Source organism: Pseudoalteromonas luteoviolacea (genome assembly GCF_001696455.1).
In the GTDB taxonomy this organism is placed as follows: Bacteria; Pseudomonadota; Gammaproteobacteria; order Enterobacterales; family Alteromonadaceae; genus Pseudoalteromonas; species Pseudoalteromonas luteoviolacea_C.
Map to the genome: position 1 here is coordinate 337,110 of NZ_MAUJ01000001.1, position 26,512 is coordinate 363,621.

Consider the following 26,512-nt stretch of genomic DNA (forward strand, 5'->3'; position numbering starts at 1 on the left):
CCATGGATGCCAAAACACTTTTATTAATTGATGATTGTGAAGATGATCGGTATTTAATAAAACGCTTGATAAGGGAGCACAGTCCGAAATGGAGCATTCAAGAGGCTGAGACAGGGGAGTATGGGCTGCAAATCTTACATGAAGTAAAGATTGACGCGATTTTGTTAGATTACTCTTTGCCAGGTTCTGACGGGTTGTACACCTTACCGCAAATTAAGCAGTCTCACCCCTTTATTCCCGTTGTTATGTTGACTGGGCAAGGTAACGAAAAAGTGGCCGTTGAGTCTATTAAAAAAGGGGCCTCAGATTACATCAGTAAGGGTGGGCTCACGCATTATGCATTGATCAAGGCGGTAAATAATGCGATTGAATCGACTCAGTTACAGCAAAAAATCGAAGAACAAAATAAAGAACTCACACAATTTGCCCATGTCTTGGCGCACGATTTAAAACAACCCGCAAATGCCATATTTAAAATGGGGCAGTTGATTACGACCAAGTTTGCCAAAGATATACCGCAAGAGGCATTGAACAAGCTGCATTTACTTACTGAGTCGTCGATGCAGATGTACCAACTTATCGATGCGTTAGTTTCATACACTCAGTTAGACTTGCAGTCAGAACACTTAATTGAAAGTACGGATGTAACAAGCTGTGTTGAATTGGCCCTTACCAACCTTGCTGCTGAAGTAAACCGAAGTAACGCAGCAGTTAGGTTTGGATCACTTCCTACTATCAGTGCCATTCCTTGTTTTATTGTGCAGTTATTTCAGATCCTCATTGAAAATTCATTAAAGTACTGCGAAAAACAACCTGATTTAACCATTTGCCACCAAAGTGAGGAAACTCACTGGCATTTTTCGATTCAAGATAATGGCATAGGTATTCCAACTGAATATCGAGAGAAAGCCTTTGATCCTTTATTTAGATTGCATAGCGCTGAAACCTATCAAGGCAGCGGGTTAGGGCTTGCTACCGCGAAGAGAATTATAAATAAACACGACGGCGTTATTTATTTTTCTGACTGTAAAAATGAGGGGAGTAAGCTCAATTTTACCATTAAAAAATGCCTATAGAGCCGGGAAAGTGGGGTGGTGGGCCTCAAAGACATCTACTGAGGGAGTAGCATGAAATTAGTGACTTGTTTGCTGTATTTAATTGTACTTTCAACATGCTCGTTGGCAAATGCAGAGAGTAAGAAAGTACTCATAGTAGAAACGTTACCTGTGCCAATTGTGACCATGCATACACAGTACATCTCGGCTGAATTAAGTCGCCTAAATATGGATATCGAATTAGAGATATACAACGGTGATGGTCAGAGCGAAAGAATAGCCAACCACATATCGAAAAAGCTCGTTTGTAATTGTATTGACCTTGTAATCACGAACGGTACTTTGGCATCAAAGGTTGGTAAGCGCGTGCTTAAAGGCAAGAATACCCCGATGGTCTTTGTGACGGTAGCTGATCCACATGGTGCTGGCTTGGTCCCTGACAAAGACAGCACAGGCTTTAACTTTATTACTGGGTCAATCTATTCAGTAAAAAGAGGCACTAAATTTGAAATTGCGAATCAGCTATTAAAAGGTAAACAGACAGACATTGGTATTGTTGCAACAACGTACCCTTCAGCACTGACGGACATCGCTAAACTCGAGTCTATTTCTAATAGATATAAAAATATTAACCTTGTAAAAAGGCTGGTTGATTATAAAGACAGTAATGATATGGAGCTTACAGATACCTATCTACAGGCAAATGAAGCCGTCATTTCCGTTCAGTCTGAGGTGGATTTTTACTGGTCGGTGAATGGTCCATTTAGTGAAAAACAAAGCTTTGTCCCTGAAATTTCAAAGATAAAACCGGTATTGTATGGCGCTAATGTCAAATCAGTAATGCAAGGGGCGCTATTTACTGTTATTCCCGATGTACACAGCACAGGAGAGCAAATTGCGCATATTGTGAAGGATATATTTTCAGGCGTTAGCCCACACAAGATAGCGGTAAGGCCGGCGCCACGTAGTACGGTCGCATTTAATGTCAAAACCGCCAATCAGCTTGGGATCGTGATTCCTTACGATTTACTGAGCATTGCTGGCGATAATGTCTTTCAATGAGCTTGATATCAATGAAGCTTAGGGACCTATTATTCATTACATCGTTTCCGCTGGTCGTTATCGGTCCGATACTGGTGGGCGTCATTTCATACCAATTTTTAAAAGAAAGCACTTTTGAAAAGCTTCAGGTTGTAAACACGATTCATACTGAGGACTTTGTCGAGTTACATATCAATGCACGTCATGACATCTTAGTGAAAAATAAGATGGATGGCCTGAAAAATTACGTCAAAGCCTATAAAGATGAGGTAATTGTTGAAGTGCAGTCAGAAGATGAGTCTTACGAAGGAAGCTTTGTGATTGTTGACAACCAAGGAGAACGCTTTTTTTACAATAAGGGATATTTTGTCGGTGTGACAGACTCGGAGCTGAGAGCAAACTTAGTAGCGTTAAAACAAGGTGCCAGAATCATAAATTTAAACGGTGAAAAGTACGTTTTTTCAAAGCTACCGTTTTTACCCTGGAAATGGGATATCTATGGCCTGTACCCCATTGAAGAAACCAGCGAACTATTAAAAGAGGTTGCATTTGCCGTGTTTCTTGTATGTGGATTGATTTTGGTGGCGTTATTCACGGTTACGTCCCTAATGTATCGATACTTTGTGATTAAACCTTTGAGTGAGATAAGTTTATTCTCAGAACGATTATCTAACTTAGCGCTAGAAGGTAGGCTGAGAATTAAATCACCAGAAGAGTTCAGAGTGCTGAGCAAGCATCTAGATAGGATGCGGGTCAGCTTAACTGAAAATATCGGTAAGATTGAAAAAGCAAATGAAGAGCTAAGTCAGTTTTCATATCGCACATCTCACGACTTAAAATCGCCTTTAACCGCGTCTAAAAAGTTAACTGAATACATTTTGCTAGATATCGAAAATGGTGATCTTGAAGAGGCTAAAAACAGTGTCAAACGGGTTCAATCACAGGTAACTAAACTTGAGAGCCTCGTCGACGATGTTTTATCGCTGACCAAAATAGACTTAAATACTGAAAATGAAATTGAGTTCGATCTCAAAGAGCTCATTGATGACATCGTCGACAAACGTAAGACCTTTTTTGAAGACGATTGCTGCACATTTTCGGTAAGTGTTGATTTAGACGACCCTAAAATAAGGGGGCATAAAATCAGATATCAACAAATTATAGAGAACTTGGTATCAAACGGCTTTAAATACAAAGATGAAAAGAAAGAAAACCCCTATGTTAAATTGCGGGCTGTAAGTGTTGGTGATCGCTTATCGATCACGGTTGAAGATAACGGTGTCGGCATTCCAGATAAGCACCATAGCGAAATATATCAGATGTTTAAGCGGTTTCACCCTAGCTTGGCGTCTGGTTCAGGGTTGGGGCTGGCGATTGTCAAAAAGCATGTTGAAAGAATGCAAGGTAGCATTCATTTCTCATCTTCACAGCAAGGCTCGACATTTCAAGTAGATATTAAAAGGAAATAAAATCCATGAATCCCATCTCAGTGTTGATTGTAGATGATAGCGAAGACGATCGGTATATCTTAACTAGGCAGCTTAAAGAGACCAAAATTCCTATCAGCCAAATATTTGAATGTAGTGAAGGTGCGTCAGCTTTACGTTTTTTTTTAGACTTCGAAAAAAATGTTAAGCGTTATTCGAATGGTTACCCACCTACCTTTGTGTTTTTAGACATCAATATGCCGCTTATGGACGGTTTTGAATTCTTGGAAGAGTTTAAAAAAATACAGGTTGAAAAGGCATTGGACCCGATTGTTATTATGTTTAGCAGCTCTGACAGAAAGGAGGATGTGGACAGAGCTACTGAGTTTTCAATTGTGAAAGCCTATTTAGTTAAAGGAAAATATGACATTGATCAGCTGAAGTCTGAAATGTGTATTTCTAGTGACGATACATAGGGGCTAGTTTATATATCGATTTTCTCCTTTGGCTGGTGCTAAATTCAACTTGTTTCATTGTCGTTGCCGGCACACGTTTTGGCATCCCCATTAACAAGTGACAGATGGCTCTTTTTGCACTCATCTTTTAAAATACTTTTGATTTTCTCTTCACTCATTGGTTGATAAAACAAAAAACCTTGTTGAAGAGAAATGTCCATACTGTCACACACTTTAGCTTGCATTGATGTTTCTATGCCTTCACCCACCACTTTGATGTTGAGTTTGCTTAACATGAAAGATAGACCTTGGAGCATATCGTGTTGTTTCGAATCGCGCTGCGCGATTTGCTGCACAATTGAACTGTCGATTTTTACAATCTCAAAAGGATATTGCAGTAGATGTGAAATGGAAGAAAGACCACTGCCAAAATCGTCCAGTGCCAAACCTACCCCAATATCCGACAATGCAAGAAGGGTATCATTAATGGCTTGATCATTTTGCAATAGCGCGGCCTCAGTAATGTCGAGCACGAGTTTGCTCGGCGGTACAGAGGCATGACTAAGTGCTTGCTTAACCATATCGGAAAAGTCGCTGTCGCATAATTGGCAAGGGGAGACATTCACAGACAGCCGAAATTGATACCCCTCATCACATAACATGTGGCTAAACTGCGCCAATGCACTCTCTAGTACCCACTGCCCAATGGCTTGGATTAAGCCCGCTTCTTCGGCAATGGGGATAAACTCTTCGGGTAACTGTGTAGTATTCGCCAGAGGCCATCTTATCAGCGCTTCAATCATACTGATGGTATCTGATTGGCTGTCGATGATAGGTTGATAATTGAGTTCAAAGTGTTGACTTTGCGCAGCTTGCCTAAGCTCAGACTCAATCTGATATTTGAGCAAAAAGGCTTCTTGCATATTGTCTTGAAAGATACAAATTTTGTCGCTGATACCATTTTTGGCACGGTACATTGCGATATCTGCAAGTTTCATAAGCTCTTTACGGTTTTCTGAATTAATGGGCGCAACAGCAATGCCAATGCTGCCTGAGCAGTGAATGGCGTGTCCATCAATTTCAAAAGGGATATGAAACGTGTGTAAAACGCGCTCGGCGATTGCTTGAATTTGCCGAATGGAAGTAAGTTCGCCGCAAGCAAAAGCAAACTCGTCTCCACCTAGCCTTGCCAACAGTTCGTTTTCTCTAAGTACCTCTTTAATTCTTCCGGCTACCGCTACTAAAAGCTGGTCGCCGACCTCATGGCCAAAATTGTCATTGATGTGTTTAAACTTGTCCAAATCCAGCATCATTACGGCAACTATTTCGCGTTTTCGCCGCTGTCTTGCTAACAATAATCGGTTCAACATTTCATCGAAGTGAAAGCGGTTGTGCAGGCCTGTTAATGAATCTTTCTCGGCCAGTTGTTTAACTTGATGGTAGCTTTCGTATAGTTGCTGTTCTAGCTCATGCCGCTTGCGCGCCTGCAATATGGAGCGCGTTAATTGGGTACTGGTGACTTCTTGTTTGAGTAAAAAGTCTTGCGCACCTGCATTGATACAATCCAAGACCAGCACTTCGTTGTAGAGGTTACTGATCATCACAATGGCAGTGTGTTTTAGTTGTGGCTGGCTTCTGAGTTTTACAATCGCTTCAACACCGTTAATCTGAGGCATATTGTAATCCATTAAAATCACATCAAAGTGCATTTCATCAAGGTAGGCGTAGGCTTCATCGGCATTGCTTGCTTCGACAATGTCGTAGTGGTTCTGCTCTTTAGACAAGGTTCTAATTATTGTTTTTCTGTCTATTACATCATCGTCAACAACGAGTAACTTGGTGTAAGTCATGTGGTCCTTTTCCCATAGATACGGTGGCTTTGAGCCAGTTAAGGATTTCCTAAGATGCTACATTTTTCATAATTTAGTTGGGTATACAGCCTAACTTTAGTCTAAAAGCCTTAAATGAAAAGCTAGGACCGCATAGAAGCCGCGATAACGTGAGAATTATTGCTGGCAAATGGATATTTTAATGCCATTTGCCAATGGGCCAAATATGTGTAAATTGGGTGAGTGAGGGTGAATGCTGATTGGTGCTATACATTACGATACAATGAAAGAAAGGAAATGGAGAAGAATATGGAATACATGCTGGCGGTGATTTTATTTGCCATTTCAACGTCGATTACCCCCGGGCCTAATAATATAATGGTGATGACGTCTGCACTTAACTTTGGGGTTAAAAAGACCTTGCCTTTGTTAGTGGGCATTTGTGCAGGTTTCAGTGTAATGTTGTTAGTGATCGGGTTTGGTTTTGGGCAAGTGTTTACGGCATTCCCAAGTTTACACCTCATTATTAAATGTGTGGGCGTCGCCTATTTACTCTATCTGGCATGGGCAATTGCGAAGTCCGCAAGTGCTCCCATAGATACTGACAAAGCTAAACCGCTTACTTTTATGAATGGCGCGTTATTTCAGTGGGTTAACGCCAAAGCATGGGTGGTCGCAACGGGCGCGATAGCGGCATTTACGAGCATTGGCGATGGGTATTATACTCAAAACGTCATAATTGCATTGGTGTTTTTTATTGCGGCATTCCCTTGTGTTGGTACTTGGTTGCTATGTGGTTCAGCATTAAAACGCGTGTTAACCAGAGATAAATACAGAACCTTGTTTAATTATGTGATGGCTACGCTGCTGGTGCTATCTGTTTTGCCAGTCGCGTTAGAAATCATTGAACAAGTACAGGTAGCAAAATTGTGGGCGTAAATGTCGTTGTTGTACATGGGGATATTCTTGATCAGCAAGCTGATGCAATCGTAAATAGTTGGAATCGTAACATCATACCTTGGTGGCTGCTGTTACCTCAGGGAGTCTCGGGAGCGATTAAACGCCGAGCTGGGACAGGGCCTTTCAAAGAAGTGGCGAAATATGGTGCAATACCATTAGGGGAGGCACGATTGACCTCCGCGGGCGCTTTGAACTTCAAGGGAATTATTCATGTCGCAGGTATCAATTTATGCTGGTATGCCACTGAGTATTCGGTGAGGCAGTCGGTCATCAATGCTATCAAGTTAGCAGAAGAGCATCGTTTTCAAACTTTGGCAATGCCCTTAATCGGTGCCGGCTCTGGTAACCGCTCTGAAAAATGGTCACTAGAGTGTATGCTGAACACGTTAGCGTCTATTGAAAGCACTGTAACAGTAACGGTTGTAAAGTTTTCAACATGAAGCTAATAACAAAACAAGCTAATTCATAAAGTTAAGCTTTTATCTGTAGTGGCTGATTGGGCAATCGCTTATACTTATGCAGTATAAAAGAAAGTATTTCTGGCTTCAGGAATAACGTAAAGGTGTAAGACCCGCCTGCATTTGGGGAAATAACGTGAATATTGTCATCATTGAGGATGAGTCTGCGATAGCGGATACCCTCATTCATGTGCTGGAAATGGATGGTTTTCAAGCTCTCTGGTTTAATACCGCTGGCGCTGGCTTAGCGCATTTAGAAAATGAATCAGCAGATTTGTTGATACTAGATGTGGGATTACCGGACGGAAATGGGTTTGAGTTGTGCAAGCAAATAAGAGGCTTCTCTAGCATACCCATTATATTTTTAACCGCGCGAGCAGACGAAATAGACAGAGTTGTGGGGCTGGAGATAGGCGCAGATGATTATGTAACAAAGCCATTTAGCCCCAGAGAGATGCTGGCAAGAGTAAAACTTCGCTTGAAATCGACACGTCGACAAGTTGAGCCCTGTAATGCACAAGAACAAGATACTCTACGCGTCGAAAACTTTGACTATATTAGAGGGAACGTTGCACTGGGCTTAACGGCATTGGAGTTTAGGTTGTTGGATGCTTTGCTGAAATCTTCGCCGAGAGTACTGAGTCGTCAGCAGCTTATGGATTTTTCGAATATGCCAAGCGAAGAAGCGTATGAGCGCAACGTTGACTCCCACATAAAGTCCATTCGTAGTAAGTTGCAAAAGATAGAGTTGGCTGAGTGTTTAAAAACCAAACGGGGTTTTGGCTATTATTTTGAAAAGGATAGAATGTGAGCCGTTGGCCAAAGATCCCACTCGGGCTGCGACTGTTTTTATTGTATTTTGTTGTTGTGATTATGACGACTTACTTTGTAAGTTCGACACTCATCAAAGAAATCAAACCCACAGTGCGTCAAACAACCGAAGAAACCTTAGTCGATATGGCCAATTTGTTAGCGGTGCTAGTGGCTGAAGAACTGGCAAACGGAACGTTGGAAACAAGTCAAATTTCGACGCTATTGCAACAGTTTGGCAACCGCAGTGTCGATGCTGCAATTTGGGGCGTTGACAAAACTGCGATGTCGCACCGCATCTACGTGACAGACGTTAATGGTATCGTGGTCGCTGACTCGTGGCAGCAAGATATCGGTAGTGATTTTTCCCGTTGGAATGATGTTTACCTCACGCTGAGAGGTGAGTATGGCGCGCGCTCTACTGCCACTGATCCAAATGACCCGCTTTCAACGGTGATGCATGTCGCGGCCCCCGTCATTTTCGAAAATAAGACCATTGGCAGTTTAACGGTCGCAAAAGCAAATCGGTCGGTCCAACCATTTATTGAGCTATCACAACAGCGCGTTTTTAACTGGCTTGCGGTGATGAGTGTATTGGTTTTACTTGTGGGCGCGGTCATCGCGTGGCGAATTAACTCTGCACTCAGCAAACTGTCGTTGTATGCCTACAAAATGGGGCAGGGTGAAAAAGCAAATAAGCCTGTATTTAGAGTATTTTATGAGTATGGCCAGTTAAGTGATGCTTTGGCGAATATGCGTTCACAATTAGATGGCAAGCAATATGTTGAGTCTTATGTTGAAACCCTAACACACGAATTAAAGAGTCCGCTTTCAGGTATTAAAGGGGCGAGTGAGTTACTGCAACTGCCTCTAGATGACCAAAAGAGAGAAAAATTTGCGTGTAATATAGAGCGCGAGTCAGAGCGCATGCAACTGCTGATCGATAAACTCCTAGAGCTGACACGATTAGAAAAATTGCCAGAGCTTGAAAGACCCAAATCGATGCAAAGTCAGGAGTTGATCGATTATGTGGCGACAGCGATGAGTGTCAAAATTGAGCACAAGTCGATTGATTACACTCAGCTTTCAAAGCCAAATTTCGTGATAAATGGTGATGAGTTTTTGCTTCGACAAGCACTGCTCAACATATTTGAAAATGCGTTGGACTTTGCATTTGAAAAAGGAAAAATCCAAGTCTCTGTTGAGCAGCTGCAAGCACACATTTGTTTTAAAATATATAACGATGGTCCGTTAATCCCCGATTATGCTTTACCTCGTCTAACAGAGCGGTTTTATTCTTTGCCGCGCTCTGCAGGAAATAAAAGTACGGGACTTGGGCTCAATTTCGTTGAACAAGTTGCAAAGCTTCATTTTGGTTATTTAAAAATTCAAAATTGCATGAAAGGGGTCGAAGTTACACTCGCCATCAAGTCTCCATAAACTCTCCATATAAGCTCCATAGATTGCCCAAGCTACCTTGCTAAGGTTTGGGCAAACCTAAGGAGTTAATGATGAACAATCAAAATAAAGAAAAAATTGGCGTTAAGTTTGCCACGCTGATAGGGTTAATTGTCGCTTTGATGATCCCTATGATCATGATAGAAGATCTGATATCTGAACGCAGTCACATGCAAAAGCAAGTACAGCAGGAGATTGCCAAAAGTAGCAGTGCACAACAGCGCCTAGTGGGCCCGTTTATCTATGTAGAATATGAGCGTGATATAGAGCGGGAGCATACTGTAAATGTGATCAAAGAAAGTACTTTCTTATTGCCAGAAAAGTTACAGTTAAACAGTGCATTAGATACGTTCGAGAAGTATCGCAGCATTTATAAAGCGACTTTGTACCACTCCAAAAATAGCATTTCTGGTGCCTTTAAAACCTCAGAACTTCATATACTAAAAGATCATCGTGTTAAATCAGCAAGCCTTGTTTTTGGGATCTCAGATATTCGGGGGATTGGGTTAGACTCAATCGTAAATATTGCAGGTGAACAAGCAAAAATATTACCCGGTACAGGGGTAAAAAGGCTAAAAGAAGGGGTACATGTACCTCTGGATATAACTCATTTATTTGCATCATCAGAGTTATCTTTTTCGGCAGATTTACACTTACAAGGCATGGAAAAGTTAGCTATCTCGCCGTTGGGGAGAGAGACACGGGTTACTATGCATGCAAACTGGCCCCACCCGAGCTTTGTTGGGGCTTACCTACCACTCACTTCAAATATAAACGACGAGGGGTTTAGTGCCAATTGGCAAGCCAGTTACTTTTCAACCAATATGCAAAGCACTTTTGAAAGTTGCGTTCTACGCAGCGACTGTGCTGACTTGACTGAACGGACCATTGGCGTTGAATTAGTCGACCCAGTTGATCATTACTTAAAAAGTCACCGTGCTGTTAACTATGCATTGATGGTTATCTTACTCGTGGTTGCCAGTTTCTTTTTACTGGAGCTCGTAAGAGACGAGCCAATTCACCCAGTACAATATGGATTTGTGGGGCTTGCGCTGGCGATATTCTATCTGTTACTTATTTCACTCAGCGAACATCTAGGCTTTGGGCTGGCTTATGTGATTTCATCATTTGCGGCGACAGGATTGCTCGGATGGTATGTGAGTGGTGTCCTAAAAAGCGGTGTGATGGGGGCTTACTTTTTTGCCGGCTTAATCATCCTTTACGCATTACTTTACGGCATGCTTGGCGCCGAAGATTATGCACTGCTCATGGGAAGCTTGATGTGCTTTATTGTGTTGTCATTGTTGATGATACTGACACGTAAAATCAATTGGTATGGCAGTGCCAAATCGAATAAAGCGCCCCAACAGCAGGTATCTGGCAAGCAAATCAATGATATTTAACTAGTCTTTCAATCTAGTATTACAAGATAAAATTAATAATTTAGATGCATTTTAATTAGACAATCTATGTGGCAGTATTGACGGTTTTTTAGCAAATAAAAGACCGAGGAATGCATTATGCCTGAGCTTACAATACTGCCATTATTTCTAATTACGACTCTACTTTTAGCCATTTCGCCGGGTCCTGATCTGGTGCTAATTTCTGCTTATTCATCGGGTCAGGGGTTTAAATCAGGAGTGCGTCTGGCTCTTGGTATTTTTATTGCTGGTATTGTGCAGACTTTGGCTGTCGCACTGGGGCTTGGCCAATTTATGCAACAATTTCCACCGATAGTGACGGTGATAAAATTATTGGGCGCTCTTTATTTAGCGTGGCTAGGTGTAAATATGCTGAAGTCTTGGTGGCTGAATAAACATACGACAACGATGAATACCGATAACCGTGAAAATGCGAAGCGAGGAATAGTGCTAAAAGGCTTTTTGAATAACTTAATGAACCCTAAAGCGCTGTTGTTCTTCAGTGTGTTTCTCGTGCAATTTACCCATGGTAACGCGTCTTTGACATCGCAAATATTGGTACTAGGAGCACTGCTAAGTACAGCCGTTTTGTTTGTTAATCTCATTTTTGCTTTTTCATTTAGTAAGTTGGGTAAAGTGTTAGCTGGCAGGTTTCGATTGGGTCATCATTTTGATGGTGTACTAGGTGCTTTGTTTTTAGCGCTTGCAGCGAGGCTTGCCACCTCAAAATAATAAATATACAGGGAACTACATGATTCACATAGTACCAATAGAAACTGAGCGGTTACGTTTAGTGGCACCCAACACCGCATGTTTAGATGTCTATTTACAATTTTATACTGATGGTGAAGCATCAAAAATGTATGGTGGGCCAATTGAACCTGCGCAAGTACTTGCGAGATTGAAAGCAGATCTAGGCTCATGGTATTTGCATGGTTTTGGTGTTTGGGTTGTACAAGAGAAAGCCTCTGGTAAGTACATTGGTACATGTGGTTTTTGGCAGGGCTATAATTGGCCCACTGAGTTGACATGGTGGTTGCTACCTGAAACACGCGGTCTAGGCTATGCGAAAGAAGCCTCTATTGCTGCAATTAATTATGCATACGACGAACTAGATTTTGCACAAGTACGCACTTACATGAATGATGACAATGATGCAGCACGTAAATTAGTAGAGCGACTGGGTGGTATAAAAACTGACAGAATGTTGTTTCCTGATGGATTATATCGAGATATATACTCCTTAAATAAGGTGAGCGCATAAGCGCTTATCACCATTCACTCAACAGGCTTTAATTGAACACTTCTATAGGCAGCTATGATATCAGATACATCATCTCTGCCTTGGTTAATTCGTTGATAGTGATCAATTGTCTTATTCAAGTAGTGTTTGGCTATTTCATACTCTTGTTTATCTTGATAGCACCAAATACGCTGGCCCACAGCATGGACGGGTTTGCCATCGAGTTTATCAGTCGAAACATAAATAAGTTCATAGCTGCGTTTGTTTTCATTGACTAATCGCTCACTTTTTAAGGTGAGTTTTAGCGACTGCAATGTTTGACGCAGTGTGTATAAGTGATGCACCGGACAAAGAATAAAGTCGATGTTTAGACTTGGGTTTTGGCGCATAATATTTTGTACAAAAGCACTGCACAAATCACCGCCAACCCCAGCAATAATCACCAAATGTTTGCCTGAATATTGTGATAGAGGTAAAGCCGCAACGTCTTGGCAATATGTTTGCCACCGCTCCCTTTTATTGGCATAGAACTGTGTGAGCTTTTCATCTAATGCGTCAATCAAATGGGGTACGATGTCCACAAAGTGGATTTTTGCGTTTAACTCTTTATCTAATAAGCTCGCGCCCAGTAGACCATGATCGCAACAGCAATCCCAAATGTGTGTGTAGTCATTGTTCACTATATCGCTAATGTGCGACAGGCGTTTTCCCAGTTTCATTGGCACACCTTGCTAACTAGTTTGATAGCGGGCTAAAAACGTGTCGACAGTTTGGTTTATCACAAACTCTTGAGTCATATGAGGCTCTAATGCAAACCCGTAAAGCCGTGGGTAAAAAATAAAAGATTTCAGTTGGAAAACAAACTGTTTAGCAGCGAAAGTAACATCTTCCACATTGACGGCGCCGGCTGAATTAGCTGCGACAAGAAACGCTTCCAAGTAACGCATACAGCCTACTTTAGTATTGTTTAGGTGCGCGGCCATATCTGGGTTTTGCAATAACTCTAAAAACGCAACACGGGCAATACGCAAAAAGGTGTCTGATGTCAGCAACTGTGCCTCAGCCTTTGCAATATCGAGTAGCTGTGACCGAATGCACTCGTCCGGCGTATAAACCAAGGTGTTACCTTGCTCAACGTGAGTTAGCATGTTTTCGATTACAGCGTACAAAAGCGCTTCTTTGCTATCAAAATGGTTATACACCGTGCGTTTTGATACCTCAGCGGTTTGTGCGACCAGATCCATACTGGTTTGTTGCGCACCATTTTCAGAAAACAGCTGCTCAGCGGCTTGAATGATTTGCAGGCGTTTTTTCTCTGATAGCTTCATATGAACTCCTTACTAAAGTGTGCGTAGTTTAGCGGAATTTGAAAAAACTTGCACTAGGTAGTTTACTTTTAGTTCAGAACATGAAAAACTGCACCGTGTAGTTTACTTTTGGTAATGGCGTATGAAAGCTAGATACAAATTTTCTTTACTCGCATCAGTATTTGTTTTAACAGTCGGAGGGTGTGCAATGGTTTCGAATTTAGACGCGCAAGTGAGTGATTCAGGATACAGCTCCAAGCAATTTAAAGACGGCAAGTTTTATAATACAAATGAAGTAGAGCAGCCAGGCTTTAAAAAGACGTTAGGTATTTTTTGGCGCTTTATTACAGAGTCTAAGCAAGATCCAACGCCTAATATTCCACTCCCTATGGTACAGCAGAGTCCAGATATGCTGGCGCAACTTTCTGACGATCAAATACATATGGTCAAGCTGGGCCATTCCTCTGTGCTGTTAAAGGTGTTTGGAGAATATTGGCTATTAGATCCTGTGTTTTCAAAGCGTGCGTCACCGTTTAGTTTTGCGGGCCCAGAGCGATTTCATGAAGCACCTATATCGTTAGACGACTTACCGCCAATTGATAGAATACTCATTTCTCACAATCACTATGATCATTTAGATAAAGAGAGCATTTTGTCTCTTATGGGCAAAACAAAAGAGATATTTGTTCCGTTAGGTGTTGAAGGTGATCTACAACAGTGGGGAGTAGACACAAATAAGGTGAAAGTATTTGATTGGTGGCAGGAGCACGTTGATAACACTGGCCTAGTGGCGTTTGTTCCTACCCAGCACTTTTCAGGTAGAGGCTTAGGTGATGCCAATAAAACGTTATGGGGGTCTTGGGTCATTAAAGCCGCCGATCAGAGTATTTATTTTAGTGGGGACTCTGGATATTTTGATGGCTTTAAAGAGATCGGTCGTCGCTATGGGCCTTTTAACTACACCTTTATTGAAACAGGCGCTTACGACAAAGATTGGGCAGATATTCATATGACACCAGAGCAAAGCGTTCAGGCACACATAGACTTGAATGCTGAGGTGATGCTACCTATACACAATGGGACATTCGATTTGGCGTTTCACGCTTGGTATGACCCGCTGGAGCGTGTGACTACGGCCGCCGCGCAAAAAAATGTGACAATCAACACGCCGATTGTGGGTGAGGTGATCACCGCGGGCGTGTCTCACAATAATGCTTTTTGGTGGAAATCCTTGATGTCAAAAGGTTAGTTGCTTAGCCCAAGCGAGTCTCAACTTAACAGTCTTGATACATGTGTATATAATTAAGGTCCAACCATCGAATGAGTTTTGGACTTTTTTATGTATACAGAAATAGAGCAGGCAACGGTTGCCATCGTAGACAGGCAACTCGAAGCATACAACAACCAAGATATCGATGCATTTGCAGCAACATATGCTGATGATGTGGAAATCTATCAAGGTCAAAGTTTAGTTTTTAAGGGCAAACAGACGCTTGTTGAGCGCTATGGTAAAAAGTTTGCAAGCTTGAGCTATTTGCATGCAACGTCGATGACTCGGATGGTGCAGGGCCGCTTTTTAGTCGATCATGAGCTGGCTGAGTCATCTACGCAGCCCAACAAAGAAGTCGATCACAGCGTAAAAGTGATCGCAGCCTATGAAGTTGAAAATGAGTTAATAAAACGGGTGACGTTTATGGGGTAGCTGCCCAAGGCCAGCTGATATTTGGGTTTACAGGTTATTTGATATTAATTATCATTATCAGTAATCGTTAACCCAAATATTCACTATGTTTGATACCGACTTAGAAGCCAAAGATGCTCAATTGCGGGCATACCAAGATGCCAATGCAGAGCTAGCCGTGCACTCCATGATATTAAAACACAGCCCGGCAAATATAGATAATCTTGCTGCTTACATCTGCTCTGCTAAGAAGCTCATCGATATTTGTTTAAGAGATGAAGACCGACTTTTGGTAATTAATTTGCGGCTATGGGTTAGGCGAAACCTCGTTTTAAATCATGGCAGAGGCTCTGCTAACTTGCGCTTTCAAGCTATGTGTGAAAAGGAACTCAACCTAATAGATAAACATTTGGTAAAGGTATTTACGCCGTTTGGTAGAAATATTGTGCCTTTGCTTAGAAAAGTCTAGTGGGCCCTAAAATAGCGCCCATATGAGGTCATTTAGAAACCTGTAAAGCCGAGTGGAGTTGTCTAGCCCGCTCGATTAAATAGTCTTTACCATAGTCATTGTTCTCAAGTTCATCATATAAAAAGCGCGGTAAATCGTTTTTATACTCTTCACTTAAACTCGCGATACTAAGTGCACAGGCCGCAATAGTATCCACATCTCCCCCAAACGCGACAGATTGGATGAGTAACGCCGAATAACTATCTTCAGATAATAAGACGGTGAGTAACGCATTGACAGTCTCATAGCCACAGCAGGCAACCTCGCCATGCCAATGGGTATTCCATTGAATGTCAGTATGAGATTGAACAAATTCGCCCAGTTGGGCTTTTGGCCCTAATTTGTAATAAAAGTAATGGCTTGCAAGCGCAACCGCTTGTGACGAATTAATGCCAATGGGGGTGTTATGTGTAATTGAGGCTTGAATTTCAGCTTTATGGAGCACCTCGTCAACTGAGGAAAATAGCCCAATGGGTACCGAGCGCATCGCCGCTCCGTTGGCGACACTATTGACTTTGATTTTAGCGAGAAACTCATCGGCATTAGATATAGAGTCTAAAAACGCATAAAACCCTTTGGAGTACCCCAGTCGCTGGTCTCGTTTAAAGCAGTCAATGAATTTACAGGTAATTGTGTGTTTATCCCAAGAGCCACCCTCGATAATGAGCTCCGCCAACGCGAGAGACATTTGCGTGTCGTCTGTATAGTGCCCAGGCGCAATGCCAAGGCCATGCTCATGATAGGCCGTAAGGTCGTTGTATCGGGTTATTTTATCTCTGTCAGCAAATTCAAAGCCCGCACCATAAGCATCACCAATGGCCATTTCTAACAACATATTATTTCCTTAAAAGCGCTGGGGGTAGCATATTTATGTGTAATCATCCCATCTAGGGAGATGATGTTTTTATTGTTGAACAGGTTTATCACGTAGATCGGCCAAAGGAAAGTACAAACGGCACTCAAGTGATTATAATTCTGTGTTTATTGCATGCTTTGGTAATTCCTTAACCTTGTGAGCTTTGGTAAAATAGTGGACTTAAAAGCTTATTTTTGAGGAGTTTCATGAAGCACTGGGCTGTACGACTATCCGTCTTATTTATTATCATTTTGGTTGCGAGACAGCCAGATGTTGAACTTGATCATCAGGGCAAAACCATATCGTACAAAGGACTAGTACAACCAACAGACTACGCTGGTGTCACGAACACAACCTGCACCGCAGATAGACTCACTGAAGTGACGCATCCGTACATTGAGAATACTCTCCCGGCAATTGAAAAAGCCTTTGAATTGGGTGCAGACACCGTGCACTTAAATATCCATGCAACATCTGATAAGCAGCTTGCGGTATTTCATGATTGGACACTGGATTGCAGAACGAATGGCGAAGGCATTACTTCTGAGCAGTCAATGACGTTTCTTAAAACATTGGATGCAGGCTATGGTTATCGTGTTGGAAAAGAAGAGGGAGTATACCCTTTGAGAGGGCAGGGAATTGGTTTGATCCCATCGCTTGATGAAGTGTTAACACGCTTTCCTGAAAAGTCATTTTTACTCAACATGAAAACAGCCGGTCCAGACGCCATTGAAGTGCTTGCAACGTACCTCAATGATATGGACCCTGCGCAAAGAAGCCGATTGAGCTTTATTGGTATGCAGAGTATCTCAGAAGCCATTGCCGAAAAATTTCCTGATCAAATGACCTACTCAAAAGAAGTAGGTAAACGTTGCCTAGTGAAGTATATCTTCATCGGTTGGTCTCGATATTATCCAGCATCTTGTGCCAATACTACGCTTGTTCTACCAGAGCAGTTTGGCCGCTTTTTATGGGGTTGGCCAGAGCAATTTGCGGCAAGAGCGCAACAAAATGGGAGTGAGGTTTACCTCTATCAAAAGTCTCAACCGTACTCTAAAAGCTCAGATTTAAGAGCGCAGGGAATTGGCTTATTTACCGGTGATATGATGGGTCTTGCAGAGCACACTACCAACACGAATTAATCCACGCGCTTAAGTGCCAAACAGGGCTAACCTGCTTGGCACTTAACGTTAGTACACATCCCGCACATAGCGTTTTTGTTTTTTAAGATTCGCGACATATTCTTGAGATTCTGCCTCGTTTAAACCGCCATGCTGAGCAATTATGTTATGCAATGCTTTGTCTACGTCTTTGGCCATTTTAAAGGCGTCACCACAGACATATAAGTATGCACCGCGTTCTAGCCAAGAAAATAAGCGCTCACCCTGCGCTTGCATTTTATCTTGTACATAGATTTTTTGCTCTTGGTCGCGAGAAAATGCCAAATCTAAATGAGTCAGCAAGCCACTTTCTTGCATTTGCTCAAGCTCTTGTTGGTATAAAAAGTCATTTTCCTTTGTTCTGTCGCCGAAAAACAGCCAATTGTCGCCACTTGCTTTGGTGGCTAAGCGCTCTTCTAAAAACCCTCTAAAAGGCGCTATACCGGTGCCTGGTCCAATCATAATAATGGGTGCCGTTGAGTCTTGTGGTACGCTAAAATGTTTGTTTGGGGCAAAGTAGCACTTTATTTTACTTCCGGGTTCGCAGAGGTCTGCCAAGAAAGTTGAACAAACGCCGTTATGTGCACGATCAGCCTGATGATATCTCACACTTGCGATAGTTAGGTGCACTTCATTGGTATGTTGTTTAATACTGGAAGAAATAGAGTAAGCACGCGGTGCCAAAGGTTTCGCAAGGCGAATAAAGTCGCTGGCTGTAAAAGCGTTAGGGGCATAACGGCTTAACAGGTCCACACAATCTAGGCCCCAAACGAATTCATTGAGCGCTTGTGTTCCTTCATTAAGCTTGGCAATAAACGTTTGATCGCCACTGCGAGTTGCAACTTCTATGATGAACTCCTTGCTGGGAATGCGTATTTCTAGATCTTCGGTAAAGATTTTTTGCAGCTCTTGAGTGTGTCCATCGTACTGCTCATGTTGCTCTTTTCTTGCGCCAAGCAAGCTTATTAGCTCTTCGACTAAGTCGGGGCGATTGCAAGGAAGCAAATTAATGGCGTCACCCGCTTCGTATGATTCTCCAGAATCTAACAAGGAAAGTTCATAGTGGCAGGTTTCTTTTCCGGAGTTAGGGTTATTCAATGTGTATTTGCGTACCAACTCTGCTTCAAACGGATTATCTCGATTGTACTTAGGCTTCACTTTCTTGGGAGCAATCGATGGGGCAGGTATCACTTCACTGCCACCCTGACTGCCTTTTTGAGCAATGGTCGGTAGCGTTTCTGCAATCCATTCTTGTGCAGGTGACTCATACGCAACGTCACAATCTACTCTGTTTGCAACGCGCGTCGCGCCGAGCGCCTCTAAACGCTCGTCCCACTCAATGCCCGCGAGGCAAAAATCATCGTAGTTGGTATCTCCCAGTGCCAATACCGAAAAATAAGTATTATCAAACCTCGGTGCATCTTCTGCTGAAATATCGTCCCAGAGCGCTTGTGCATTATCTGGCATTTCACCCTCGCCATAGGTACTGGTGATGACAAGTAAACGTTCAACTTTGCTTAGTTGGTCTAATTCGACGTCGTCCATATCTTGAACATGGGCTGTCAATCCATGGTTTTTAGCAATTTCCGCGGCTTCTTCTGCAACACTTTCCGCATTGCCAGTTTGTGAGCCATAAATAATGGTCAAAGGCTTTACCTGCGAAGAGGCAGTGTTGACCGTTGTGACATGCTCTTCTTTGACTAACAACCTCGTATGTAAACCCGCTAAAAAGCCACCCAACCACTGTCTTTGGTCATCGTTAAAAGGAATGTCTTGCGGTAAAAAAGGGACTTTCTTGTTACTTTTTAAGTGTTCCATCATATTCTCCTATTTATACAGCCGCTCTAACAGCTTCTGACAGCACATGGCAGTAGTGCGTTGCAAGTAATTCATCAAGGTCGCGGTATTGTGTGAGCGCATTTCTAGCCTGCATATCTCGGTGTAAGATCCAAACGCTGGTACCAAGCGCATCGGTATCCCAAACTTCTCGCAGTGACAAGGCATCTTTGTAGTCCTGAATACGTTTTTGTGCGACTAAACAGCTGAGCGCGGTGTCGTCGTAGCTTGCAAGTGCTTCTTTGGCATCCTTTGCTAGGGCATCCCCCAATTTATGATCTAAGGTATCAAACAAGTATTGCGCGCTTACCTCACTAAACCCTTGAGATTGCTGCTTAAATGCAACCTGCTCTCCTCGGTGGAGTATGCCTGCATGAACAATGTATTGATAAATTAACGATGAGTCTCTATCTCCGTAATCAGGGAGTTGACCATCAAACAAGCAAAGGTTTGTGTGTTGATACGCTTTGTAGGCTTGTTGAATACTGTTTAGGGATTTGTGCCCCCAATCTACGGCCAGCTCCTCTAACATGGCGCGCCTGTCAAGTTGCTCAGCAATGTTTTCTGCGCAGTGATATTGGTATAGCGCATTAGGAATAAGCACATAAAAGTGCTGCCTAGATTGCTGCCAATTATTCAGCAAGTGAGTAGCCAAAGCTGATTGGGTTGCGTCTATGTGACTTTGTAAATGCTGAAGTAGTGCCAATTCTTGACCTTGGCAAAGTGCATCTGGTTGCGCTATTTGTATTGCCGTTACGGAGTCCTTTGAGCATAATTGCGCGATATTGCCAGACGGATCATATTGATAGGCTGTACCACCGCTCATACCATTACCAAATCCTTTGCCATAGTCTCCAAGGTTAATAATGGAACCATTGGTCATATATTCACAGCAAAAATCACCAACGCCTTCAATCACAGCCACTGCACCGGAGTTTCTTACTCCAAATCTATCACCCGCTTGACCATTCACATATAGTTGACCGCCAGTCGCGCCAAAGAGTGCGAAATTACCTATAAGTACGTCCTCGGCGAGTGGATTCCCTTCGCTGGCGATGACAATTTTTCCGCCACTTGCTCCTTTTCCTACCCCGTCATTACACGTGCCCTGATGGTGTAATACCATGCCAGAGTTGATAAATGCGCCATAACTTTGACCGGCAGAGCCACAAGTATTGATTTTTACACTATTTGGTTTGAGCACGACGCGACCATTGTCTAACCTCATAATGGCCGGGTGCTCAGCAATTTGCGTTTCATTTAGCTGGTAATTTAGCTTACGTTCAATATCGATTGCTAATTGACCGCCAACGGTTTTATTACAATTGTCGAGCGTCAGCGCCTTTGATTCAAAGCTTGTGCTAGTGCTAGAAAATAAGTGTGTATTGAGTTCTTTTAGCCAAGCATCGTCCGGCGCAAAATTGGCTTCAAGATAGACTGGGTTTGCTATTTTGACGTACTCAACAGGGCGCAGCATTGCCGTCATGTCTAGTTTTCCAACCATGGCCGGGTGAGATACGAGGTGCAGTAAATCTGAACGTCCGCGAATGTCACGTAATGACGTAAAACCAATACTCGCTAAGAACTCACGTACTTCATGCGCTACATTCATAAAGTATTGGGCAAGCGCTCTTGGGTCACCACTGTATACCTCTGGGTTGGTGGTCAGTCCTGCGGGGCATTTCAAGTTGCAGTTTTTAGCCATCACACATTTGAGCATCATCAACGCTGTAGTACCGAACTCAAATGAATCGCCACCGAGCATGGCTGACTTAATGACGTCACTGCCCGTTTGGTGGGCATTCGAGCAGCGCAGTGTAATTTTGTCTCGAAGACCGTTTTCACTCAGCGCTTGGTGCACTTCAGCGATACCGATATCTGCTGCGCGTCCGGTATGTTTGAGGCTGGTCACTTGCGCTGCGCCAGTTCCCCCTGTATTACCCGCCACGTTAATAACATCGGCCCCAGCTTTTGCGACACCCACAGCGATAGTGCCGATACCCTCCGATGATACCAATTTCACGATGACGCGGACCCTTGCGGCTTTGGCATCGTGAATCAGCTGACCTAAGTCTTCTATTGAGTAGGTGTCATGGTGTGGAGGAGGGGATACGAGCTCAACGCCGGGTGTGCCGCCACGTGCTGCGGCAATAACGACATTCACTTTGGGTGCTGGCAGCTGGCCGCCTTCTCCGGGTTTCGCTCCTTGGCCTATTTTTATTTCTATCTCTTGTAACGCGGGATCAGCTAAATAGCCAGTCCAAACGCCAAATCGACCGGACGCAAACTGTTTAATCTTACTGGCTTTGACTGTGTTATAGCGACGCGAGTTTTCGCCACCTTCGCCTGAGTTACTCATTGCGCCAGCAATATTCGTTCCTTGCGCGACGGCCTCATGGGCTTTTTCGACTAATGCGCCATGACTCATTGCGCCGGAAGCAAAAGTGGCGGTGATTTCGTGCGCGGGCTGAACTTGTTCTAATGGGATCGAATTCCGTGCTGTGCAGAGCTTGGCGCACAATGTATCCAAGGTTGAGTTGGTTCTGGTTTCAATGAGAATTTTGTCCAAAGCCGGGACTATTTCGTACACTTCAGCTTCATACAGTGTATTTAGCGCCAATGCTAATTGCTGGTGAACATCATCGGACTTTGACGTATGACATAACAGCCACTTTTGCTGTGAAATCGCCTCGACCATTAAGCCTCTAATATGGACATTGTATGAACCAGAGGCGTCAATAAAAGACAGGGCATCAACAAATTCTTTAGCGCTTTGCAATTGCGAGAAATCCAAAGGCAGCGCCAATACGTCGCGAAGCGCTGCGGGTCTATGGTGGCGCTCATGCATTAAGTTTTTACTGAACGCTCGATAGGCTTGTGTCACTCTAAACTGCGCAATTTGCTCTGGTGTCCTTGCTTCGAAACCGAGGTCTTTGTAGCCATTGTCTTGTGGCAAAATAACCCCGGTATCATGAGACTCGAGTTGCGATTCGTCGACATATTGTATGCGCTCCTGAGTCATATTAATGTATTCGCGCACTGCGGTGGTACCAAAGCTATGACCGGCACCTTGTGCCCGCTCTTTAAATAGACCCAGTACTGGAATCTGGTCTTCTGCCTGCACGTCGAATACTTTTTTGTGCCAATTGATGGCGCTCTGTGCAAGGTCTTTGAATCTTGCGCCGCCCACTGGTGAGTGAATATTTGGAAATATGGCTTTTAGCAATGGGTCTTGGGTGTCGATGAAGTTAGCTTCGAAAAATTCTCCTCCGATGTAACTTTCTACAGTACAAAGACCAAATTTCCCCATCGTTTTCATCAACGCTTTTTCTACCGCTTTTTGATACCTCGCTAGGCCGTTTAAAATATCATTGTCATTCTGGAACAATTCAATAGCACGATTGTGCACAGTAATAGGGCAAACGGCGGATGCACCAAACCCAAGCAAGCAGGCTATATCATGGGTACTTGCGGCTTGTCCTGTGTGACATATTAGGCTGGTATTAAATCTCAGCCCTTCAGATATGAGTTTTTGGTTAATCGCTGCAATCGCAAGCAGCGCGGGAATAGCCCCTTGCTGGTGGGTCACATTTTGATCGCTCAAAATGATCACGTCACAGCCAGAGTTCACTAATTCCTCCGCACGAGCGGCCAGTGTTTTGATGGCATCTAAAAGTTGAGGCTGATGATCTGTTTGCGTAATGTCAATATGAAACAGCATGGGTAAGACTTCAACTCTAAGTGCAGATTGATTTGTGATCTTCGCTAAATCATGGGGCTGCAAAATAGGTGAATCGAGTACGATTTGGCGATGGCTTGTCGGGCAGATATTGGGCTTTGGCCCCAGTGCAACCCTAAGTGTCATGCCGTCGGCCTCTCTAATGCTATCAAGCGGGGGGTTAGTTACCTGCGCAAAGCGCTGGCTGAAGTATCGCGATACACCGCCTTCTTCTTTGGTAAGCACATTTGGCGCTAAGCCATAACCCATTGCGGAAATCTTTTCTGAACCGTCTTGCAACATAGGGTCTAGCATGAACTTGAAGCTTTCTTGGTTCATGCTAAAGGCAACATGTTGGGCTGTAATGCTTAAATGTGGATTCTTGGCAACGTCCGTCAGTGAAACCTGCGGTAGTTCCGCGAGTTTAATTCGCGCTTGACGAAGCAATTCGGCGTAGTCTTTTTGCTTGGCAAGCTCTTCTAAAATTTGTTGGGTATATTTTATTTGCTTTGAGGCATGGTCAAATACAATCATGCCACCGGCTTCAATACGGCCGCGTCGAATGATATCTGACGGATCAAAGTCAATTTGGCCCGCTTCACTCATTACAGCCAAGTAGTCATGCGTTTCTACACTTCTGAGCGGTCTTAAACCGAGCCTGTCGAGCCTTGCACCGACTTTGACGCCATCGCCGAATATAAAAGCAGCTGGCCCGTCGTTTTTTTCCTCATAGAGAGAGAAGTACTCCAGCATTGATTTCACTGAGGCAGGGAGCCCGTGGTCGTTTTCCCACGCGGGAGGCATCATTGCTAAGGCTGCGACATCAATTGGCATTTGATCTTCGATCACACGGCGGGCAAGTGTTTGGTCTAATCGTGCAGAATCAGACTGGCCTTGAGGGAATATCAAGCGTTTATTTTTATATTTCGCGATGGCATTTTCACTTAGCCTATTTTTGCGGTCGGTATTAAGTTCACCATTGTGAGCCATGCGTCTGAAGGGCTGCGCAAACATGGGGTTGGGTGCAGTGTTGGTCGAAAATCGAGTATGAAAAAAAAGCGTGTGAATTTGCTGCTCGGGAGCACTGAGATCGGCAAAGTAGGGGATAACTTCCCAGCTATTTAATCGTCCTTTGAGTACTTGAGTTCTGGAGCTCATCGACAAAGGATATAAGCCCGCATACTGAGGCTCAGTAAATGCGTGCATTTCAATCTCTTCAAGCGCTTCATGGATAAGCGACTCAAAGACAGTTTGATCTGCTATGTGACTAGGGCGCAAAAAGACGATTTGCTTAATTGTCAATTGCGCTTTTTGGCTGGCTGAATTGACCGCTTTTGGGTTGGTTTTTACAGTGCGAACTTTTATAACCGATAGTTCATATGTCGCTAATTTCTCCAATATGAGTGACAGGGCCAATTCATTACTGGCTTGATCATTAGGCAGAAAAAAATTTGCGACGCCAAACGCTCCTAACGTTAAGTTTGGCCTTTCGGTCACTTTTCTAAAAAATGTGAGAGATAAATCAATATTTACACCAGCACCATCGCCAATTCCTTCAGCATTCATTCCGCCTCTATGCGGAATTCTACACAGTGCTTGATGTGCGTGTTTAATCAATTGATGAGTTGGTAAGCTCTGCTTGTGGGTTATAAAGCCAACACCACAGCTAGACTTATCTAGGTCTCTATCGAATAAATATCGTTTCATAGTGTACCCAATTCAGTAAAACGGGTGTGCTCACTGTGATTTTAAGCGTGCACAGTGCGCTACACATTTTTTAAGCAGGCCTTTCAAAGTATATTTTTGTGAATTTATATGCAAATGATAAATATTTGTATTCAATAATATTGAGTTGTTTATGCTTTTTAGACATGGGGAGGTTGCAATGCTTAATATTTAATTCATTGTTTTAAATGTGGTTTTTTGTTTGGTGTTGACTGTTTGGTATGTTTATGAATATTTTTCATTCAATTGAATTTGTATTTTGTCGGGGCTGTGTGGTGGCAATCTTTCAATTTTTTCACTTTGTACCTATCAATCATCATACGATCGTATTAACTGGGAAATTAGACTTGATGTGCCAAATCGACTGTGTTAGCTTTTGTTTGTTATGAATATTTTATCAAACTTACGACACATCACAATTTCTTGGTGGCGCTCTTATTAGAGCGGCGCTTGAATACACGTGTTCAACTGCTGCCGAAAGGTAATAGTTGACATGAACACTGTCTCTTTCGGTAGCAAACAAAATAAGGAGACAGACATGAAACATACCATTCTTACCGGTGACAGACCAACAGGACCTTTGCATTTAGGCCATTATGTAGGCTCTTTAAAGCACCGTATTTCGTTGCAATCCCAACATGATCAAACCATTCTAATCGCTGATATGCAGGGGTTGACCGATAACGGCCACAACCCTCAGAAAGTTGCTGATAACATATACAATGTGATGGCTGACTATCTTGCTGTCGGGATCAATCCAGAAGAAACAACCATCTGCTTACAGTCGGCATTACCCGCATTGGCTGAGCTAAGTATGTATTATGCAAACCTTGTGAGTGTGTCACGGTTAGAGCGCAATCCGACGGTAAAAGCTGAGATCGCAAGCAAAGACTTCGGCACGTCAATTCCCGCGGGCTTCCTAAACTATCCTATCAGCCAAGCTGCTGATATCACCGCCTTTGACGCAACCTTAGTGCCTGTTGGTGAAGATCAACTTCCCATGCTTGAACTAACAAACGAAATTGTACGTAAGCTCAATAGCGTAGCTAAACAGCAAGTACTAGTAGAAGCAAAGCCACTCCTGAGTGAGGTTTCAAGGTTACCTGGCGTAGATGGCAAAGCTAAGATGTCAAAGTCGCTGGGTAACGTCATTACCTTTGGTAGCAGTGATGATGAAATCGTTAAGGCTGTACGGGCGATGTACACGGACCCAAATCACATCCGGGTGGACGATCCAGGCCAAGTTGAAGGGAATGTGGTTTTTACATATTTAGATGCTTTTCATGATGACAAAGAGTATGTAGCAACGCTTAAAGCGCATTATCGTCGAGGTGGATTAGGTGACAGCAAATTAAAGGGGATTTTGGCAGATTGTTTGGTGAACCTAATTACGCCAATACGGGCTAGACGTGAAACCTTTCTATCAGACCCTACACAACTACGTGAAATATTAAAAGCAGGTACAGAGAGAGCGGATCAGCAGTCTCAACAAGTGCTCAATCGAGTAAAAGATGCGTTTGGATTAAATGTACTTTGAAAGGGGAGTTACCGTGTTATGTGACCG

The 26,512-nt window shown here is 43.2% G+C and carries 22 protein-coding genes; 16 read left to right on the forward strand and 6 right to left on the reverse strand.

The annotated features are described in order from the left end of the window. Positions 1–2: 2 nt before the first annotated feature. Genes A7985_RS01440 through A7985_RS01455 form a run of 4 tightly spaced genes read left to right on the forward strand, consistent with a single transcriptional unit; the run spans position 3 to position 3,999 of the window. A complete protein-coding gene (locus tag A7985_RS01440; protein WP_065788665.1) occupies positions 3–1,076 on the forward strand; it encodes a sensor histidine kinase in 1,074 nt (357 codons plus the stop codon). A 51-nt stretch (positions 1,077–1,127) separates the two neighbouring features. Continuing rightward, on the forward strand, positions 1,128–2,117 hold the full coding sequence (locus A7985_RS01445; protein ID WP_065788666.1) for an ABC transporter substrate-binding protein: 990 nt from the start codon (positions 1,128–1,130) through the stop codon (positions 2,115–2,117). A gap of 11 nt (positions 2,118–2,128) precedes the next feature. After that, a complete protein-coding gene (locus A7985_RS01450; RefSeq protein WP_065788667.1) occupies positions 2,129–3,565 on the forward strand; it encodes a sensor histidine kinase in 1,437 nt (478 codons plus the stop codon). 5 nt (positions 3,566–3,570) lie between these two features. Further along, positions 3,571–3,999 carry a response regulator gene (locus A7985_RS01455; protein WP_065788668.1) on the forward strand — a complete coding sequence of 143 codons (429 nt, stop codon included), beginning with the start codon at positions 3,571–3,573 and terminating at the stop codon, positions 3,997–3,999. 44 nt (positions 4,000–4,043) lie between these two features. Here the strand turns inward: A7985_RS01455 and A7985_RS01460 are convergent, their stop codons facing one another. Continuing rightward, positions 4,044–5,828 carry a two-component system response regulator gene (locus tag A7985_RS01460; protein ID WP_065788669.1) on the reverse strand — a complete coding sequence of 595 codons (1,785 nt, stop codon included), beginning with the start codon at positions 5,826–5,828 and terminating at the stop codon, positions 4,044–4,046. A gap of 288 nt (positions 5,829–6,116) precedes the next feature. Here A7985_RS01460 and A7985_RS01465 point away from each other — a divergent pair, with 288 nt between their 5' ends. From A7985_RS01465 to A7985_RS01495, 7 genes are all read left to right on the forward strand, one after another. Next, complete coding sequence (locus A7985_RS01465) at positions 6,117–6,746, forward strand: LysE family translocator (RefSeq protein WP_065788670.1); 630 nt, start codon at positions 6,117–6,119, stop codon at positions 6,744–6,746. Next, a complete protein-coding gene (locus tag A7985_RS01470) occupies positions 6,737–7,207 on the forward strand; it encodes a macro domain-containing protein (protein ID WP_065788671.1) in 471 nt (156 codons plus the stop codon). The genes A7985_RS01465 and A7985_RS01470 overlap by 10 nt, the downstream gene beginning before the upstream one ends. Positions 7,208–7,361: 154 nt before the next feature. Beyond that, on the forward strand, positions 7,362–8,036 hold the full coding sequence (locus tag A7985_RS01475; protein ID WP_065788672.1) for a response regulator: 675 nt from the start codon (positions 7,362–7,364) through the stop codon (positions 8,034–8,036). Continuing rightward, a complete protein-coding gene (creC, locus tag A7985_RS01480) occupies positions 8,033–9,475 on the forward strand; it encodes a two-component system sensor histidine kinase CreC (protein ID WP_065788673.1) in 1,443 nt (480 codons plus the stop codon). Before A7985_RS01475 ends, creC begins: the two co-directional genes overlap by 4 nt. A 68-nt stretch (positions 9,476–9,543) precedes the next feature. Beyond that, entirely contained in the window at positions 9,544–10,896 is a 1,353-nt protein-coding gene (gene creD, locus A7985_RS01485) for a cell envelope integrity protein CreD (protein ID WP_256096630.1), read from the forward strand. Between the two features lie 117 nt (positions 10,897–11,013). Beyond that, positions 11,014–11,646 (forward strand): LysE family translocator, encoded by a 633-nt coding sequence (locus A7985_RS01490; protein ID WP_065788675.1) that lies wholly within the window; start codon positions 11,014–11,016, stop codon positions 11,644–11,646. Positions 11,647–11,665: 19 nt separating this feature from the next. Next, a complete protein-coding gene (locus tag A7985_RS01495; protein WP_247684652.1) occupies positions 11,666–12,178 on the forward strand; it encodes a GNAT family N-acetyltransferase in 513 nt (170 codons plus the stop codon). 14 nt (positions 12,179–12,192) lie between these two features. Here A7985_RS01495 and A7985_RS01500 read toward each other — a convergent pair whose 3' ends face one another. Together A7985_RS01500 and A7985_RS01505 are read right to left on the reverse strand one after the other, a co-directional pair. Further along, complete coding sequence (locus tag A7985_RS01500; RefSeq protein WP_081310386.1) at positions 12,193–12,876, reverse strand: tRNA (adenine(22)-N(1))-methyltransferase; 684 nt, start codon at positions 12,874–12,876, stop codon at positions 12,193–12,195. A 12-nt stretch (positions 12,877–12,888) separates the two neighbouring features. Continuing rightward, on the reverse strand, positions 12,889–13,485 hold the full coding sequence (locus A7985_RS01505) for a TetR/AcrR family transcriptional regulator (protein WP_065788676.1): 597 nt from the start codon (positions 13,483–13,485) through the stop codon (positions 12,889–12,891). Positions 13,486–13,672: 187 nt separating this feature from the next. Between A7985_RS01505 and A7985_RS01510 the strand changes: the two genes are divergently transcribed. The 3 genes from A7985_RS01510 to A7985_RS01520 all read left to right on the forward strand — a co-directional run bounded on the left by A7985_RS01510 (position 13,673) and on the right by A7985_RS01520 (position 15,614). Further along, entirely contained in the window at positions 13,673–14,713 is a 1,041-nt protein-coding gene (locus A7985_RS01510) for an MBL fold metallo-hydrolase (RefSeq protein WP_065789992.1), read from the forward strand. Positions 14,714–14,803: 90 nt separating this feature from the next. Then, a complete protein-coding gene (locus tag A7985_RS01515) occupies positions 14,804–15,166 on the forward strand; it encodes a nuclear transport factor 2 family protein (RefSeq protein WP_065788677.1) in 363 nt (120 codons plus the stop codon). An 85-nt stretch (positions 15,167–15,251) separates the two neighbouring features. Next, positions 15,252–15,614, forward strand: a complete 363-nt coding sequence (locus A7985_RS01520) for a hypothetical protein (RefSeq protein WP_065788678.1) — start codon at positions 15,252–15,254, stop codon at positions 15,612–15,614. Positions 15,615–15,642: 28 nt separating this feature from the next. Here A7985_RS01520 and A7985_RS01525 read toward each other — a convergent pair whose 3' ends face one another. Next, entirely contained in the window at positions 15,643–16,488 is an 846-nt protein-coding gene (locus tag A7985_RS01525; protein ID WP_065788679.1) for an ADP-ribosylglycohydrolase family protein, read from the reverse strand. A 227-nt stretch (positions 16,489–16,715) separates the two neighbouring features. Here A7985_RS01525 and A7985_RS01530 point away from each other — a divergent pair, with 227 nt between their 5' ends. Then, on the forward strand, positions 16,716–17,651 hold the full coding sequence (locus A7985_RS01530) for a glycerophosphodiester phosphodiesterase family protein (RefSeq protein WP_065788680.1): 936 nt from the start codon (positions 16,716–16,718) through the stop codon (positions 17,649–17,651). A 48-nt stretch (positions 17,652–17,699) separates the two neighbouring features. On the opposite strand, the gene A7985_RS01535 is transcribed toward A7985_RS01530, so the two are convergent. Both A7985_RS01535 and A7985_RS01540 read right to left on the reverse strand, forming a co-directional pair. Continuing rightward, positions 17,700–19,490 carry a diflavin oxidoreductase gene (locus A7985_RS01535; RefSeq protein ID WP_256096631.1) on the reverse strand — a complete coding sequence of 597 codons (1,791 nt, stop codon included), beginning with the start codon at positions 19,488–19,490 and terminating at the stop codon, positions 17,700–17,702. Positions 19,491–19,500: 10 nt separating this feature from the next. Beyond that, positions 19,501–24,930 (reverse strand): glutamate synthase-related protein, encoded by a 5,430-nt coding sequence (locus tag A7985_RS01540; protein ID WP_065788682.1) that lies wholly within the window; start codon positions 24,928–24,930, stop codon positions 19,501–19,503. Between the two features lie 556 nt (positions 24,931–25,486). Here A7985_RS01540 and trpS point away from each other — a divergent pair. Continuing rightward, complete coding sequence (gene trpS / locus A7985_RS01545) at positions 25,487–26,485, forward strand: tryptophan--tRNA ligase (RefSeq protein ID WP_081310387.1); 999 nt, start codon at positions 25,487–25,489, stop codon at positions 26,483–26,485. The last annotated feature ends 27 nt before the right edge of the window (positions 26,486–26,512 follow it).

Bases quoted from the DNA above. Each gene is read 5' to 3' on its own strand.
- A7985_RS01530 (WP_065788680.1), top strand. From the start codon at position 16,716: ATGAAGCACTGGGCTGTACGACTATCCGTCTTATTTATTATCATTTTG.
- trpS (WP_081310387.1), top strand. From the start codon at position 25,487: ATGAAACATACCATTCTTACCGGTGACAGACCAACAGGACCTTTGCAT.
- A7985_RS01495 (WP_247684652.1), top strand. From the start codon at position 11,666: ATGATTCACATAGTACCAATAGAAACTGAGCGGTTACGTTTAGTGGCA.
- A7985_RS01490 (WP_065788675.1), top strand. From the start codon at position 11,014: ATGCCTGAGCTTACAATACTGCCATTATTTCTAATTACGACTCTACTT.
- A7985_RS01535 (WP_256096631.1), bottom strand. From the start codon at position 19,490: ATGATGGAACACTTAAAAAGTAACAAGAAAGTCCCTTTTTTACCGCAA.
- A7985_RS01510 (WP_065789992.1), top strand. From the start codon at position 13,673: ATGGTTTCGAATTTAGACGCGCAAGTGAGTGATTCAGGATACAGCTCC.
- creD (WP_256096630.1), top strand. From the start codon at position 9,544: ATGATGAACAATCAAAATAAAGAAAAAATTGGCGTTAAGTTTGCCACG.
- A7985_RS01505 (WP_065788676.1), bottom strand. From the start codon at position 13,485: ATGAAGCTATCAGAGAAAAAACGCCTGCAAATCATTCAAGCCGCTGAG.
- A7985_RS01455 (WP_065788668.1), top strand. From the start codon at position 3,571: ATGAATCCCATCTCAGTGTTGATTGTAGATGATAGCGAAGACGATCGG.
- A7985_RS01500 (WP_081310386.1), bottom strand. From the start codon at position 12,876: ATGAAACTGGGAAAACGCCTGTCGCACATTAGCGATATAGTGAACAAT.
- A7985_RS01525 (WP_065788679.1), bottom strand. From the start codon at position 16,488: ATGTTGTTAGAAATGGCCATTGGTGATGCTTATGGTGCGGGCTTTGAA.
- A7985_RS01540 (WP_065788682.1), bottom strand. From the start codon at position 24,930: ATGAAACGATATTTATTCGATAGAGACCTAGATAAGTCTAGCTGTGGT.
- A7985_RS01440 (WP_065788665.1), top strand. From the start codon at position 3: ATGGATGCCAAAACACTTTTATTAATTGATGATTGTGAAGATGATCGG.
- A7985_RS01445 (WP_065788666.1), top strand. From the start codon at position 1,128: ATGAAATTAGTGACTTGTTTGCTGTATTTAATTGTACTTTCAACATGC.
- A7985_RS01515 (WP_065788677.1), top strand. From the start codon at position 14,804: ATGTATACAGAAATAGAGCAGGCAACGGTTGCCATCGTAGACAGGCAA.
- A7985_RS01465 (WP_065788670.1), top strand. From the start codon at position 6,117: ATGGAATACATGCTGGCGGTGATTTTATTTGCCATTTCAACGTCGATT.
- A7985_RS01450 (WP_065788667.1), top strand. From the start codon at position 2,129: ATGAAGCTTAGGGACCTATTATTCATTACATCGTTTCCGCTGGTCGTT.
- A7985_RS01520 (WP_065788678.1), top strand. From the start codon at position 15,252: ATGTTTGATACCGACTTAGAAGCCAAAGATGCTCAATTGCGGGCATAC.
- A7985_RS01460 (WP_065788669.1), bottom strand. From the start codon at position 5,828: ATGACTTACACCAAGTTACTCGTTGTTGACGATGATGTAATAGACAGA.